We start from the raw sequence: 14,132 nt of genomic DNA, 5'->3' as shown, positions 1-14,132 counted from the left end.
AAATTCACCACCCAATCAGTCTCAGCCCGAAAATTGTGCGCTTGACGAAAAACACACCTGCCCGGACGCTGTCCACCTCGTCAGTTCCTGTCTTGATGGACAAGTTTTCTCTTCGTGAAAACAAAGCCCTACCCACTGAATACTGAACCTCCATCCCGTCTGGCTCGCTTCTTGCTGTCCCTCCCGCCGAGAGACGACAACGCGAAGGGACGAACGCCGTGCCAGCCGCCCAGCCCGCACCGCTCACTCTGGTTCCGCCGGCCGCAGACGCGGCGCCGCGCACCATCGTCGATGTCCGCAACCTGACCCTGACTTATCAGGCCGCCGATCATCCGGTCTACGCGCTGAGCGACGTCAGCCTGTCCATTGCCAAAGGCGACTTCATCTCGCTGATCGGCCCCAGCGGCTGCGGCAAGACGACCCTGATGCGGGTGATCGCCGACCTCGAACAGCCGACCTCGGGCGAGGTGACGGTCAACGGCATGACGCCGGAACAGGCACGGCTGAAGCGCGCCTACGGCTATGTCTTCCAGGCCCCGGCGCTCTACCCGTGGCGGACCGTGGACCGCAACGTCATGCTGCCGCTGGAGATCATGGGGCTCCCCAAGGCCGAACGGCAGCAGCGCGCCCGCGAGCAGCTCGACCTCGTCGGCCTGTCCGGCTTCGAGCGCAAATTCCCCTGGCAGCTGTCGGGCGGCATGCAGCAGCGGGTGTCCATCGCCCGCGCGCTGGCCTTCGACCCCGACCTGCTTTTGATGGACGAGCCGTTCGGCGCGCTCGACGAGATCACCCGCGACCATCTGAATTTGCAGCTCACCCGCCTGTGGCTCGGCACCCGCAAGACCTGCATCTTCGTCACCCACTCCATCGCCGAGGCGGTGTTCCTGTCCACCCGCATCGTGGTGATGAGCCCGCGCCCCGGCCGCATCCTCGACGTCATCGACTGCGACCGCGACCTGCCGCGCGAGCGCACGCTCGACATCCGCGAAAGCCCGGAGTTCCAGCGCATCGCCCACCGCGTCCGCGAAGGGCTGATGGAGGGCCACAGCTATGACGACTAGGAAGACGCTGCCGGTGGTCGTCATGACGCTGGCGGTGCTGGTGCTGTGGTACGTGGGGGCGGTCTGGCTGAACGCGCCGACGGCGACGGACGCGCTGAACCGCGCCGGCCAAAGCTGGACCACCGCCGACCTGATCCGCGCCACCCTGGCGATGAAGCGCCCGATCCTGCCGACGCCGGATCAGGTGGCGCTCGACCTCTACAACTCCCTGACCGGCTATCCGGTGACCAGCATCCGCAACCTGCTCTACCACACCGGCGTCACCGCCGGGGCGGCGCTGGCCGGCTTCGGCATGGGGGTGGTGCTGGGGGTGGCGCTGGCGGCGGGGATCGTCCAGGCGCGCACGCTGGAATCGAGCCTGCTGCCCTGGGTCATCGCCTCGCAGACCGTGCCGATCCTGGCGATTGCGCCGATGATCGTGGTGATCCTCGGCAATCTGGGTTTCACCGGCCTGCTGCCCAAGGCGATCATCGCCATGTATCTGTGCTTCTTCCCGATCACCATCGGCATGGTGAAGGGGCTGCGCTCCGCCGATCCGCTGACGCTGGACCTGATGCGGACCTACAGCGCCGGCACCGCCCAGACCTTCCGCCTGCTGCGCCTGCCGGCCTCCCTGCCCTATTTGTTCACCAGCCTCAAGATCGCGGTCGCCGCCAGCGTCGTCGGCGCCATCGTCGCCGAGCTGCCGACCGGTGGGCAGGCGGGATTGGGCGCCCGGCTGCTGTCCGGCTCCTATTACGGCCAGACCGTGCAGATCTGGAGCGCGCTGGTGATGGCGGCAGTGCTGAGCGTCACGCTGGTCGCCGCCGTCGGCCTCGCCGAGCGGGCGCTGGTGCCGGGCGGGCGGGGAGGTGCGCGATGAGCCGCCCCACCATGGCACGCCCCTCCATGGCGCCCTGGCCGCTGGTGATGCTGGCCGCCCCGCTGCTGCCCTTCGCCACGCTCGATGGCACCGCCCTCTATCTGCCGCAGACATCGGCTGCCCTCGCCCTCTTCGCCCTGACCGTCGCGACGATCCTCGCCCGCCGTCTGCCCGGCTCGGCGTTGGGCGAGGCCCTGCTCCTGCTGGCCGGGGTCGCCGCCGCCTATGCCGCCCCGCTGGTGCTGCTCCGCCAAGGCCACGCCCTCTCCCAGGCCGGCGGGCTCTGGCTCTATCTGGCCGGCGCCACGCTGCTGCTGTGGCGGGTGCTGGCCCTGCTGGCGGGCATCGCCGGTCCGGTGCGGCTGGCCGGCCCCGCCCTGTTCGGGCTGGCGCTGGTCATGCTGTGGGAGATCCTGACCCGCGGCTTCCAGGTGCCGACCATCCTGCTGCCGCCGCCAAGTCTCGTGGCAACCGCCTTCGCCGCCAATGCCGCCGATTTGTGGGACGATTTCCGCCAGACGGTGCTGATTTCGGTCCTGCGCGGCTATCTGATCGGCTGCGGCGCCGGACTCATTGTGGCGATCCTGGCCGACCGGCTGCCCTTCCTGGCGCGCGGGCTGCTGCCGCTCGGCAATCTCGCCAGCGCCGTGCCGGTGGTGGGCATCGCGCCGATCATGGTGATGTGGTTCGGCTTCGACTGGCAGTCCAAGGCTGCCGTCATCGTGGTGATGACCTTTTTCCCCATGCTGATCAACACGCTGGCCGGCTTGCAGAGTGCCGAGCGCATCCAGCTCGACCTGATGCGCTCCTATGGCGCGGGCTATTGGCGCACGCTGGCGATGCTGCGGCTTCCCTGCGCCTTGCCCTTTTTGTTCAACGGACTGAAGATCAACTCAACCCTGGCTCTGATCGGGGCCATCGTCGCCGAGTTCTTCGGCACGCCGGTGGTGGGGATGGGCTTCCGCATCTCCACCCAGGTCGCCCGGATGAATTTGGACGTGGTCTGGGCGACGATCGCCGTCGCCGCCCTGACCGGATCGCTGCTCTACGGTGCGCTGGCACTGGCGGAGCGGCATGTCACCGCCTGGCACCCGTCTTTCCGCAAACGCTGACCGACTTCCTGTCCTTCAAGCCAAACAAAACCCAGCCAGAAGAGGATCGAACGCGATGAAGACCCTTGCCTCCGCCGTCCTGCTCGCCGCCACCGCGCTCACCGGCCTCGCCGGCTGGGGCGCGCCGGCCGCCGCCGCCGATGCGCTGACGCTCCAGCTGAAATGGGTCACCCAGGCCCAGTTCGCCGGCTATTACGTCGCCGCGGCCAAAGGCTTCTACAAGGACGCCGGGCTGGACGTCACCATCAAGGCCGGCGGCCCCGACATCAACCCGACCCAGGTCATCGCCGCCGGCGGCGCCGACGTGATCGTCGACTGGATGCCGTCGGCGCTCGCCAGCCGCGAGAAGGGCGTGCCCCTGGTCAACATCGCCCAGATGTTCCAGAAGTCGGGCATGATGCTGACCTGCCGCAAGGACGCCAACATCAAGGATCCCAAGGATTTCAAGGGCAACACGCTGGGCGTCTGGTTCTCCGGCAACGAATATCCGTTCCTGGCCTGGATGAGCAAGCTGGGCTACTCCACCTCCGGCTCCAGCCCGGACGTGAAGGTGCTGAAGCAGGGCTTCAACGTCGATCCGCTGCTGCAGAAGCAGGCGGCCTGCATCTCCACCATGACCTACAATGAATATTGGCAGTTGATCGAGGCCGGCATGAAGCCCGACGAGCTGACGATCTTCAAGTATCAGGACCAGGGCGTCGCCACGCTGGAGGACGGCCTCTACGCCAGCGAGAAGTCGCTGTCCGATCCGAAGATCGTCGAGAAGCTGGCGAAGTTCGTCAAGGCCTCGGCCAAGGGCTGGGAATACGCCGCCAAGAACCAGGCCGAGGCGGTGAAGATCGTGCTGGAGAACGACACCACCGGCGCCCAGACCGAGGAACACCAGACCACCATGATGCAGGAGGTCGCCAAGCTGATCGACGGCGGCGCCAAGGGCACCGGCTATCTCGACCCGGCCGATTTCGACCGCACCGTCGGCATCCTGATGTCGGGCGCGTCAGCCCCGGTGATCTCCAAGAAGCCGGAAGGCGCCTACAGCCACGCGGTGTTCGACGCGGCGGCGAAGCTGTAAGGGGTCCGGTTCCGGGGGGTGGGCGCTTCGCCGTGCCCGCTCCCCATCCCATGAATTTCACGCGGCAAAAGACTTTCCGCCTGCGGACGCGCAGCGATATATTAGTAAGCGCGGCCTCTTGGCATCGAGCGCCGATGAATTGAATGGGACGAGCATGGATTCCAACGCGGGCGATACGAACATGGTGGCCGTGGCCGCACCGGTGCGCCGCCGCCGCCGCCGGCCCGCCAGCGCCACCGCAAGGCCCGCCCATCGCGGCGCCACGGTCTCGGGCACCATCTACCGCGACCTGCGCGACGACATCGTCTCCCTGCGGCGCAAGCCGGGCGAGCCGGTGATCGAGAAGGAGGTCGCGGAAACCTATGGCGTCAGCCGCACGCCGGTGCGCGAGGCGATGCTGAAGCTCGCCGACGAAGGGCTGGTGGAGGTGTTCCCACAATCCGGAACATTCGTCGCCCGCATCCCGATCAGCGGCCTGCCGGAGGCCATCGCCATCCGCCGCGCGCTGGAGGAGGCCACCGTGCGCTACGCCGCCGAACAGGCGAGCGGCAGCCAGGTGGCGCGGCTGCGCGCCAATCTGGAACTCCAACGCGAGATGAAGGAGTCCGGCAATTTCGACGGCTTCCACGAGGCCGACGAGGCGTTCCACGCCCTGCTGGCGGAGATCTCCGGCTATCCCGGCTTCTGGGCGGTGACCCAGCAGGTGAAGCGGCAGGTCGACCGCTACCGCCACCTGACCCTGCCGGCGGCCGGCCGGATGGACAAGGCGCTGGCCGAACATGGCGCCATCGTCGAGGCCGTCGCCGCCCGCGACCCCGACCGCGCGGTGGGCGAACTGCGCCACCATCTGACCGACCTTCAGCTGGGCATCGCCGAGGTCCGGCGGAGCTATCCGCAATATTTCACGGAATGAGCGGGCAGGCCCACGCTCACACCTTGCGCGTCTCGTAATCCGTGAAGCTGGCGGCGCGCGGGGCGTAGCCGCTGGCGAAATGGGCGGAGGAGACGATCATGTCGGCCGTCGCCTCGTTGCAGGCCATCGGGATGTTGTAGAGCGTCGCCAGCCGGGTCAGCGCCTTTACATCGACATCGTGCGGCTGGGCGGTCATCGGATCGACGAAGAAGACCAGCAGGTCGATCCGCCCCTCCGCGATCATCGCGCCGATCTGCTGGTCGCCGCCCAGCGGGCCGCTTTTCAACGGGGTGATGTCCAGGCCGGGATGGGCGGCGCGCACCTTCTGCCCGGTGGTACCGGTCGCCCAGAAGGCGTGGCCGTCCAGTGCTTCGATGTTGGCGCCGATCCAGGCGATGAGGTCCGCCTTGCGGGCGTCATGGGCGACGAGGGCGATGCGCTTGCGGGGCTGCTGACTGGACATGACTGGACACTCCGAGCGAAGACCGTTCACTAATATATTACCTTTGAGGCCGACGCAACGCGGCCCCTCCGACCCTACCGCACTCCCCTTTCGGACCAGCGACTTTGTCGCACCCTCCGCCGCCTGAAATGTCCGGCACTCCATCATTAGAGCTTGCCCGGCTTACTAGTATATTAGTATGATGGCGCCAGACCTGCCGGGACGCCGGCTGCACAGATTTTAAAAGGACCCTTCCCATGAAAATCTCCGTCCGGCATGCCTCCCATCCCGACGCGGTCCGCGGCTTCGACACCGAGACGCTGCGCGACCATTTCCTCGTCCCGACCCTGTTCGAGGCTGACGAGACCGTCTTCACCTACAGCCACATCGACCGCTTCGTGGTCGGCGGCGCCATGCCGGTCGCCGGCCCGGTGAAGCTGGAGTCCTCCAAGGAGATCGGCTCGCCCAACTTCCTCGACCGGCGCGAGCTGGGCGTGGTCAATGTCGGCGGCGCCGGCCGCGTCACCGTCGACGGTGCCGTGTATGAGCTGGCGCCGCGCGACGCGCTCTATGTCGCGATGGGCAGCCAGGACGTCGTCTTCGAAAGCCTGGACCGCCGCGAGCCGGCCAAGTTCTACCTGAACAGCACCCCCGCCCATGCCCGGTTCGAGACGATGAAGATCTCGATCGGCCAGGCCAAGGCCGTGCATCTCGGCGATCCGGCCCAGTCGAACGAGCGCACCATCTACCAGATGATCCACCCGGACGTGGTCCGCACCGCGCAGCTGGTGCTGGGCATGACGGTGCTGAAGCCGAACAACATGTGGAACACGATGCCGTGCCACACCCATGACCGGCGCTGCGAGGTCTATTTCTACTTCGACCTGCCGGAAGAGGCGCGCGTCGTCCACCTGATGGGCGAGCCGGAGCAGACCCGCCACATCGTGGTCGCCAACGAGCAGGCGGTGATCTCGCCGCCCTGGTCGATCCATTCCGGCGTCGGCACCCGCAACTACACCTTCATCTGGGCGATGGGCGGCGACAACCAGGACTTCACGGACATGGACTTCGTCGCCATGGACCGCCTGCGCTGACGCGCCCCCCGATTTGAAACCAACCGATAAGAACGGGAACCGACCATGAGCATTTCGTTCGACCTGACCGGCAAGGTGGCGCTGGTCACCGGCGCCAACACCGGCATCGGCCAGGGCATCGCCGTGGCGATGGCCGAGGCCGGCGCCGACATCGCCGCCGTCGACGTGGTGTCGCTGGACGAGACCAAGGGTCTGGTCGAGGCGACCGGCCGCAAGTTCCTCGGCATCCATGCCGACCTGACCTCCATAGCCCCGGTCCAGGGGTTGGTGGAGCAGACGGTCGCCACGCTCGGCGGGCTGGACATCCTGGTCAACAACGCCGGGATGATCCGCCGCGCCGACGCCGTCGACTTCAGCGAGGCCGACTGGGACGCCGTGATGAACCTCAACATCAAGACGGTGTTCTTCCTCTGCCAGGCCTTCGGCCGCTACGCCATCGGCGCGGGCCGCAAGGGCAAGATCATCAACATCGCCTCGATGCTGTCCTTCCAGGGCGGCATCCGCGTGCCGTCCTACACCGCTTCCAAGAGCGGCGTCGCCGGCATCACCAAGCTTCTGGCCTGCGAATGGGCCGGCAAGGGCATCAACGTGAATGCCATCGCGCCGGGCTATGTCGCCACCAACAACACCGCGGCGCTCCGCGCCGACGAGAACCGCAGCGCCGAGATCCTCGGCCGCATCCCGGCCGGCCGCTGGAGCATGCCGTCCGACATCGGCGGCCCGGCGGTGTTCCTGGCGTCGGATGCCGCCGACTACATCCACGGCACCATCCTGCCGGTCGACGGCGGCTGGCTGGCGCGCTGAGGCAAAACGGCCCTCCCCGCCCGTTACGGGCGGAGGAGGGCTTTTCATTGGGGGAGGAAACCGGACGATGACCACCGCAACGGCGACCGATGTGTTCCTGACCGCGGACGACATCCCGTGGCAGGATCTGGGCGACGGCGTGCGCCGCAAGATCCTCGGCTACAACGACACGATGATGATGGTGCGGGTGGAGTTCGAGGCCGGCGCCATCGGCGCGCAGCATCGCCATCCCCATGTCCAGTGCGCCGTGGTGGAGAAGGGGTCCTTCGACGTCACCATCGACGGCCGCACCAAGCGGCTGAACACCGGCGACGGCTATATGGTGCCGTCCAACGTCCTGCATGGCGTGGTGGCCCTGGAGCCGGGCGTGCTGCTCGACATCTTCACGCCGATCCGCGAGGATTTCCTGGGCGAGCCGGTGGCCTACGCCGCCGAAGCCGACGCGAAATAACCCCCCCGGTCGCGGTGGAGGCCGGTTTTCGGACCGGCCCGGCGCCCCGGCCTTTTCAGATCGGCCCCCTCAGATCGGGTCGCCCGGCGCCGTGAAATAGCGCGGGTAGTCGCGGCGGATGTCGGCGACCGAGATCTGCAAATCGTCCAGATGGTCGTCCAGCGCCTTGATGGCGGCGGCGGGGTCGTTCGCCGCCATCGCGTCGAGGATGGCCGTGTGCTCGGCGATCACCTCCGCGATGCGGCCGCGCACCGGCAGGGTCAGCAGGCGGTAGCGGTCGATCTGCACCTTTGTCTGCTGGATCAGCGTCCAGAAGCCGGGATAGCCGGCGATCTCCGCGATCAGCGCATGGAAGGCCTCGTCGGCCTGATGGAAACCTTCATAGTTGGCGGTTTCCTGCATCTCGCGCTGCAATTCCAGATTGGCGCGCAGCGCCGCGATCTGGCTGCGGCTGGCGCGTGCCGCCGCATAGCGCACCGTCGCCTCCTCCAGCGCCTTGCGGATGGCGAAGGCTTCCGGCAGGGCGTCCAGCGGGATGCGCGACACGAAGGTGCCGGACTGCGGGAAAATCTCGATCAGCCCCTCGTCGGCCAGCTTCAGCACCGCCTCGCGCACCGGCGTGCGGCTGACGCCATAGGTCTCGGCGATCTGCTTCTCGGCGATGGCGTCACCGGGCTTGCGCTTCAGCGAGACGATCTCGCCGCGCAGGTCGCGGTAGATGCGCGATGCGACGGTGGCGGCACGGCGCGGCGGGCGCACTGCGGCGGCCGGGGCCGCGTTGCGGCGCACGGCTGCGGAGGTCAGGCCGCCTTCATCCTCTGTCGTCGCGACCTTCTTCACCGATGGCTCCATTGCGGCAAACATACAGATGTCGTGGGGCGGCGGTCCGCCACCCGCGAGATGTTCCTCATCCCCAGCAATCTAGCCGCCCCTCTTCGTCAACGTCAAACCCATCGCCGGTTTTCCTTGTGGCCAGCTTTCCTTGTGAGCCGGGTGCGGCGACTGGGCGCAGCCTTCACCGGCCCGAATGCCCCTCCGGCGGAACGATTGGGCTTGCAATCAGATCTGATATATTAATATTATACGGCCAGCCGGTAGGGACGGTCCCCCGCACGGACCCCGCCTTTTCCCCACCCTGCTTTTGCCCTTCTCTTGCAGCGTAGAGGCTTCCGATGCTTCACCCCGACCGTCTTTTCCCGAGCGACCCGACGCAACGTGCCATCGCGCGCCGCCTGTACGGCGAAGTCGCCGCCCTGCCGATCGTCAGCCCGCACGGCCACACCGATCCGTCCTGGTTCGCACAGAATGAGGCGTTCCCCGATCCGGCGAGCCTGTTCGTCAAGCCCGACCATTATGCATTCCGCATGCTCTACAGCCAGGGAATTCCGCTGGAGCAGCTGGGCGTTCCGCGCAAGGACGGCGGGGAGACCTCGACCGATTCGCGCGCCATCTGGCGCCTGCTGGCCTCGAACTGGCACCTGTTCCGCGGCACCCCGACCTCGATGTGGCTGACCCATGCCTTCGAGACGGTGTTCGGCGTCACCGAGCGCCTGAGCGCCGCCAGCGCCGACCGCATCTACGACCAGATCGAAGAGTGCCTGCGCAAGCCGGAATACCGTCCGCGCGCCCTGTTCGAGCGCTTCAACCTCGAAGTGCTGGCGACCACCGAATCGCCGCTCGACCCGCTGGTGCACCACAAGGCGATCCGCGAGAGCGGCTGGAAGGGCCGGGTCATCACCGCCTTCCGTCCGGACCCGGTCGTCGATCCGGAGTTCGAGGGCTTCCGCGACAACCTCGCCGAGCTGGCCCGCATCACCGGCAAGGACACCGCGACCTGGGACGGCTATCTCGCCGCGCTGGCCGACCGCCGTCTCTATTTCAAGAGCTATGGCGCCACCTCGACCGACCACGGCCACCCGACGGCGGCCACCGCCGATCTGGCCCGCCCTGAAGCCGAGAAGCTGTTCGACATCGTGCGCCGCGGCGGCGCGACGGCCGAGGAATCCGAGCTGTTCCGCGCCCAGATGCTGACCGAAATGGCGCGGATGAGCCTGGAGGACGGTCTGGTCATGCAGATCCACCCCGGCAGCTTCCGCAACCACAACGACGTGGTGTTCCAGCGCTTCGGCCGCGACAAGGGCGCCGACATCCCGAGCGGCACCGAGTATGTGCGGGCGCTGAAGCCGCTGCTCGACCGCTTCGGCAACGAGCGCGACCTGACCATCATCCTGTTCACGCTGGATGAGGACAGCTATTCCCGCGAGCTGGCGCCGCTGGCCGGCCATTACCCGGCGCTGCGCGTCGGCCCGGCCTGGTGGTTCCACGACAGCCCCGAGGGCATGCGCCGCTACCGCGAGATGATCACGGAGACGGCCGGCTTCTACAACACGGTCGGCTTCAACGACGACACCCGCGCCTTCTGCTCGATCCCGGCCCGCCACGACGTGTCGCGCCGCGTCGATTGCAGCTTCCTCGCCCGTCTGGTCTCCGAGCACCGGATGGAAGAGGACGAGGCCGCGGACCTGGCCGTCGACCTCGCCTACCGCCTCGCCAAGAACGCCTACAAGCTGTGATTGGCTGAACCTCCCTCTCCCGTCCCGGGAGAGGGAAGGGGCCCATGCGGAGCATGGGAAGGGTGAGGGGTGATCCAAGGATCGAAGATCCATGTTCGGATAGCCCCTCACCCTCCCCACTTCGTGGGTCCCCTCCCTCTCCCGGGGCGGGAGAGGGAACATCACGTCTCCTCAAGGACATCTTCCCATGGCATCGCTGACCATCCGCCTGCACCCCGCCGACAACGTCGTCGTCGCCGGCGCCGACCTGGAGCCCGGCACCGCCCTGCCCGGCCCCACTGAGGTTTCTGGCGTCGCGACCACCGGGCCGGTGCCGGCCGGGCACAAGGTCGCGGTGCGCGCCATCGCGCTGGGCGAACCGGTGCGCAAATACAATCAGGTCATCGGCTTCGCCACCGCGGCGATCCAGCCGGGCGACCATGTCCACGTCCACAACATGGGCATGGGCAGCGATTTCGAGCGCGACTACGCCTTCGGCGCCGACGTCCAGCCGGTTGAGCCGATCCCGGAGGCCGAGCGCGCCACCTTCCAGGGCATCGTTCGCCCGGACGGCCGCGTCGCCACCCGCAACTACATCGGCGTGCTGACCTCGGTGAACTGCTCCGCCACCGCGGCGCGGATGATCGCCGACCATTTCCGCGGGTCGGCACTCGCCGCCTATCCCAACATCGACGGCGTCGTGGCACTCACCCACGGCTACGGCTGCGGCATGGCCGGCAGCGGCGAGGTGATGGACACGCTGCGCCGGACCATCGCCGGCTATGCCCGCCACCCGAATTTCGCCGCGGTGATCCTGCTGGGTCTCGGCTGCGAGGTGAACCAGATCGACAAGCTGATGGAGGCCACCGGCCTTGAGGAAGGCGCCCGCGTCATCCCCATCGGCATCCAGGACATGGGCGGCACCGCCGCGGCGGCCCGCGAGGGCATCCGCCGGATCGAGGCGCTGCTGCCGGCGATCAACGACGTCACCCGCCAGACCCTGCCGGCCAGCCACCTGACGCTGGCGCTGCAATGCGGCGGCTCCGACGGCTATTCGGGCATCACCGCCAACCCGGCGCTGGGCTATGCCGTCGACCTGCTGGTCCGCAACGGCGGCACCGCCGTGCTGAGCGAGACGCCGGAGGTCTATGGCGCCGAGCATCTGCTGACCCGCCGCGCCGTCCGCCGCGAGGTGGGCGAGGCGCTGGTCGAGCGCATCGGCTGGTGGGAGGAATACACCAGCCGCACCGGCGGCGAGATGAACAACAACCCGTCGCCCGGCAACAAGAAGGGCGGCCTGACCACCATCCTGGAGAAGTCGCTGGGCGCGGTCGCCAAGGGCGGCACCACCCCGATGACCGCCGTCTACCGCTATGCCGAGCCGATCACCGACAAGGGCTTCGTCTTCATGGACACGCCCGGCTACGATCCCGTCTCGGCGACCGGTCAGGTGGCGGGCGGCGCCAACGTGCTGTGCTTCACCACCGGCCGCGGCTCGGTCTTCGGCTGCAAGCCGACGCCGAGCCTGAAGCTGGCGACCAACAGCACCTTGTTCCGCCGGATGCCGGACGACATGGACATCGATTGCGGCGCCATCGCCACCGGCGACGCCTCCATCGAGGAAATCGGCCGCGCGATCTTCCAGTTGGTGCTCGACACCGCGTCGGGCCGCAAGACCAAGAGCGAGGAACTCGGCGTCGGCGCCGACGAATTTGCTCCTTGGCAGATGGGAGCGGTTATGTAAGGGGTCCGCCCCCTTAACCATGACCGATGACGAGCCGGCGCCATGCCCGACAGTTCCACCCCGCCCACCAGTGTCGACTCCGGCCCCTCGCCGGTGAACGCGCCCCAGACACCGATCCAGCCGACGGTCAATCCGCAGACCGGATCCGGGTCCAAGGGCACGGAGCCGATGCGGGCGATCCTGCTGGTGGTGCTGGGGGTGGCCTGCCTGTCCTGCTCCGACGCCACGGCGAAATATCTCGGCCGGACCCTGCCGCCGGCCGAGATCGCCTGGATGCGCTATGTCGTCTTCACAGCATTGGTGATGCCGCTGGCTCTGCGCGGCGGCTCGCTGAGCGTGCTGAAGACGACGCGGCCGGGACTTCAGGTGGTGCGCGGCCTCGGCATGCTGGGCTCGGCGCTGTTCTTCATCATGGCGATGCAGCATCTGCCGCTGGCCGAGGCCGCGGCGATCAGCTTCGTCTCTCCCGTCTTCGTCACCGTGCTGTCGATCCTGCTGCTGGCCGAGAAGGTCGGCGTCCGCCGCTGGGCGGCGCTGCTGGTCGGGCTGGCCGGCGTCATCATCGTCATCCGGCCGGGGGCCGACGGCTTCCAGCCGGCCTCGCTGCTGCCGATCCTGACCGCCTTCAGCTGGGCCCTGGGGCTGGTGGCGACGCGCAAGATGACGGTGCAGGAGAACCCGCTGACCACCATGGTGTGGAGCGCGCTCACCGGCCTGATCGCCCTGACGGCCCTGCTGCCGCTGCATGCGGCATGGCCGACCCCGTGGGAGATGCTGCTGGGGGCCTTCATCGGGCTGGTCTACACGGCGGCGCAATGGCTGCTGATCCTGGCCTACCGCCAGGGCGAGGCCTCGGTGCTGGCGCCCTTCACCTACGTCCAGCTGATCTGGTCCACGGCGCTGGGGTTCCTCGTCTTCGGCGCGGTGCCCGACCATTGGACCTTCGTCGGCACCGGCGTGATCATCGCCAGCGGACTCTACACCGCGCACCGCGAGCGGATGCGGGCGCGGGAACGCCGTTCTATTGCCTGAATTGGGATTTGCCGGGGCCATCCCCGGCTTGTGGAGAAGAAGCATGACCGACACGCCCAACCGCGTCGCCGCGCTCGGCGAATGCATGATCGAGATGTTCCGGCGGCCGGACGGGTCGCTGACCATGGGGTTCGGCGGCGACACGCTGAACACCGCGGTCTATCTGGCGCGTCTGGGCACGCCGGTCGACTATGTCACCGCGCTCGGCGACGACAGCATCAGCGACGACATGGTGGCGGCCTGGGCGGCGGAAGGCGTCGGCACCGGGCATGTCCTGCGCGTGCCGAACCGCCTGCCCGGCCTCTACCTGATCGAAACCGATGCCAGCGGCGAGCGCCGCTTCCTCTACTGGCGCGACAATGCTCCGGCGCGCGAGCTGTTCGCCCTGCCCCAGACGCCGGAGCTGTCCAAGGCGCTGGAGGGCTACGGCATCGTCTACCTGTCCGGCATCAGCATCGCCATCCTGGGCGAACAGGGCCGCGAGCGCCTGTTCGAGGTGCTGGAGCGGGTGCGGGCGCGCGGCGGCAAGGTCGCCTTCGACACCAACTGGCGTCCGCGCCTGTGGCCGGACCTCGACACCGCGCGGGCCGCCTTCGACCGCATGCTGGCGCTGACCGACATCGCCCTGCCCGGCGTCACCGACCTGCGCGACCTCTATGGCGACGCCGATGCCGACGCCGTGCTGGCCCGCGTCCGCAAGGCCGGCGTTGCCGAGATCGTCCTGAAGCTGGAACAGCCCGGCTGCGTGGTGATCGAGAATGGCGAGGCGGTCGAGGTGCCGGCGCAGAAGGTCGCCACGGTGGTCGACACCACGGCGGCCGGCGACAGCTTCAGCGCCGGCTACCTCGCTGCCCGCCTGCGCGGCGAGGGTCCGGCCGATGCCGCCCGTGCCGCCCACAAGCTGGCCGCCGCCGTCATCCAGCACCGCGGCGCCATCATCCCGCGCGACGCCATGCCGGCCTGAATCGACGCTTTTCCTTCGGTTCGAACGCC

At 68.0% G+C, this 14,132-nt stretch carries 14 protein-coding genes; 12 read left to right on the top strand and 2 right to left on the bottom strand.

Going from position 1 to position 14,132, the window contains the following annotated elements; genetic code table 11:
* Positions 1–218 precede the first annotated feature (218 nt).
* The 5 genes from CRT60_RS08305 to CRT60_RS08285 all read left to right on the top strand — a co-directional run bounded on the left by CRT60_RS08305 (position 219) and on the right by CRT60_RS08285 (position 5,020).
* On the top strand, positions 219–1,061 hold the full coding sequence (locus tag CRT60_RS08305) for an ABC transporter ATP-binding protein (protein ID WP_098735942.1): 843 nt from the start codon (positions 219–221) through the stop codon (positions 1,059–1,061).
* Positions 1,051–1,923 (top strand): ABC transporter permease, encoded by an 873-nt coding sequence (locus CRT60_RS08300; protein ID WP_098735941.1) that lies wholly within the window; start codon positions 1,051–1,053, stop codon positions 1,921–1,923. Before CRT60_RS08305 ends, CRT60_RS08300 begins: the two co-directional genes overlap by 11 nt.
* A complete protein-coding gene (locus CRT60_RS08295) occupies positions 1,920–3,035 on the top strand; it encodes an ABC transporter permease (protein ID WP_098735940.1) in 1,116 nt (371 codons plus the stop codon). The genes CRT60_RS08300 and CRT60_RS08295 overlap by 4 nt, the downstream gene beginning before the upstream one ends.
* A gap of 55 nt (positions 3,036–3,090) precedes the next feature.
* Entirely contained in the window at positions 3,091–4,107 is a 1,017-nt protein-coding gene (locus CRT60_RS08290; protein WP_098735939.1) for an ABC transporter substrate-binding protein, read from the top strand.
* 154 nt (positions 4,108–4,261) lie between these two features.
* Positions 4,262–5,020 carry a GntR family transcriptional regulator gene (locus tag CRT60_RS08285; RefSeq protein WP_109452420.1) on the top strand — a complete coding sequence of 253 codons (759 nt, stop codon included), beginning with the start codon at positions 4,262–4,264 and terminating at the stop codon, positions 5,018–5,020.
* Positions 5,021–5,036: 16 nt separating this feature from the next.
* Here CRT60_RS08285 and CRT60_RS08280 read toward each other — a convergent pair whose 3' ends face one another.
* A complete protein-coding gene (locus tag CRT60_RS08280) occupies positions 5,037–5,483 on the bottom strand; it encodes a methylglyoxal synthase (protein WP_098735937.1) in 447 nt (148 codons plus the stop codon).
* Positions 5,484–5,719: 236 nt separating this feature from the next.
* Here CRT60_RS08280 and kduI point away from each other — a divergent pair, with 236 nt between their 5' ends.
* The 3 genes from kduI (at position 5,720) to CRT60_RS08265 (ending at position 7,811) form a co-directional block, all read left to right on the top strand.
* Positions 5,720–6,556, top strand: coding sequence for a 5-dehydro-4-deoxy-D-glucuronate isomerase (kduI, locus tag CRT60_RS08275; RefSeq protein ID WP_098735936.1), 837 nt, complete (start codon positions 5,720–5,722; stop codon positions 6,554–6,556).
* A gap of 45 nt (positions 6,557–6,601) precedes the next feature.
* On the top strand, positions 6,602–7,360 hold the full coding sequence (kduD, locus tag CRT60_RS08270) for a 2-dehydro-3-deoxy-D-gluconate 5-dehydrogenase KduD (protein ID WP_098735935.1): 759 nt from the start codon (positions 6,602–6,604) through the stop codon (positions 7,358–7,360).
* A gap of 67 nt (positions 7,361–7,427) precedes the next feature.
* A complete protein-coding gene (locus CRT60_RS08265; RefSeq protein WP_098735934.1) occupies positions 7,428–7,811 on the top strand; it encodes a cupin domain-containing protein in 384 nt (127 codons plus the stop codon).
* Between the two features lie 69 nt (positions 7,812–7,880).
* On the opposite strand, the gene CRT60_RS08260 is transcribed toward CRT60_RS08265, so the two are convergent.
* Positions 7,881–8,663: a GntR family transcriptional regulator gene (locus CRT60_RS08260; RefSeq protein WP_098735933.1), complete on the bottom strand. Its 783-nt coding sequence runs from the start codon at positions 8,661–8,663 to the stop codon at positions 7,881–7,883.
* A gap of 320 nt (positions 8,664–8,983) precedes the next feature.
* On the opposite strand from CRT60_RS08260, the gene uxaC reads away from it, so the two are divergent.
* From uxaC to CRT60_RS08240, 4 genes are all read left to right on the top strand, one after another.
* Positions 8,984–10,384 (top strand): glucuronate isomerase, encoded by a 1,401-nt coding sequence (gene uxaC, locus CRT60_RS08255; RefSeq protein WP_098735932.1) that lies wholly within the window; start codon positions 8,984–8,986, stop codon positions 10,382–10,384.
* A gap of 187 nt (positions 10,385–10,571) precedes the next feature.
* Positions 10,572–12,107: a UxaA family hydrolase gene (locus CRT60_RS08250; protein ID WP_098735931.1), complete on the top strand. Its 1,536-nt coding sequence runs from the start codon at positions 10,572–10,574 to the stop codon at positions 12,105–12,107.
* 42 nt (positions 12,108–12,149) lie between these two features.
* Positions 12,150–13,139: a DMT family transporter gene (locus CRT60_RS08245; RefSeq protein ID WP_098735930.1), complete on the top strand. Its 990-nt coding sequence runs from the start codon at positions 12,150–12,152 to the stop codon at positions 13,137–13,139.
* A 43-nt stretch (positions 13,140–13,182) separates the two neighbouring features.
* On the top strand, positions 13,183–14,103 hold the full coding sequence (locus CRT60_RS08240) for a sugar kinase (RefSeq protein ID WP_098735929.1): 921 nt from the start codon (positions 13,183–13,185) through the stop codon (positions 14,101–14,103).
* Positions 14,104–14,132 lie beyond the last annotated feature (29 nt).

The organism is Azospirillum palustre (assembly GCF_002573965.1).
Taxonomy (GTDB): domain Bacteria; phylum Pseudomonadota; class Alphaproteobacteria; order Azospirillales; family Azospirillaceae; genus Azospirillum; species Azospirillum palustre.
This window is presented reverse-complemented; position numbering and strand designations above follow the sequence as displayed.

Bases quoted from the DNA above. Each gene is read 5' to 3' on its own strand.
- CRT60_RS08300 (WP_098735941.1), top strand. From the start codon at position 1,051: ATGACGACTAGGAAGACGCTGCCGGTGGTCGTCATGACGCTGGCGGTG.
- CRT60_RS08295 (WP_098735940.1), top strand. From the start codon at position 1,920: ATGAGCCGCCCCACCATGGCACGCCCCTCCATGGCGCCCTGGCCGCTG.
- CRT60_RS08290 (WP_098735939.1), top strand. From the start codon at position 3,091: ATGAAGACCCTTGCCTCCGCCGTCCTGCTCGCCGCCACCGCGCTCACC.
- CRT60_RS08285 (WP_109452420.1), top strand. From the start codon at position 4,262: ATGGATTCCAACGCGGGCGATACGAACATGGTGGCCGTGGCCGCACCG.
- CRT60_RS08280 (WP_098735937.1), bottom strand. From the start codon at position 5,483: ATGTCCAGTCAGCAGCCCCGCAAGCGCATCGCCCTCGTCGCCCATGAC.
- kduI (WP_098735936.1), top strand. From the start codon at position 5,720: ATGAAAATCTCCGTCCGGCATGCCTCCCATCCCGACGCGGTCCGCGGC.
- kduD (WP_098735935.1), top strand. From the start codon at position 6,602: ATGAGCATTTCGTTCGACCTGACCGGCAAGGTGGCGCTGGTCACCGGC.
- CRT60_RS08265 (WP_098735934.1), top strand. From the start codon at position 7,428: ATGACCACCGCAACGGCGACCGATGTGTTCCTGACCGCGGACGACATC.
- CRT60_RS08260 (WP_098735933.1), bottom strand. From the start codon at position 8,663: ATGGAGCCATCGGTGAAGAAGGTCGCGACGACAGAGGATGAAGGCGGC.
- uxaC (WP_098735932.1), top strand. From the start codon at position 8,984: ATGCTTCACCCCGACCGTCTTTTCCCGAGCGACCCGACGCAACGTGCC.
- CRT60_RS08250 (WP_098735931.1), top strand. From the start codon at position 10,572: ATGGCATCGCTGACCATCCGCCTGCACCCCGCCGACAACGTCGTCGTC.
- CRT60_RS08245 (WP_098735930.1), top strand. From the start codon at position 12,150: ATGCCCGACAGTTCCACCCCGCCCACCAGTGTCGACTCCGGCCCCTCG.
- CRT60_RS08240 (WP_098735929.1), top strand. From the start codon at position 13,183: ATGACCGACACGCCCAACCGCGTCGCCGCGCTCGGCGAATGCATGATC.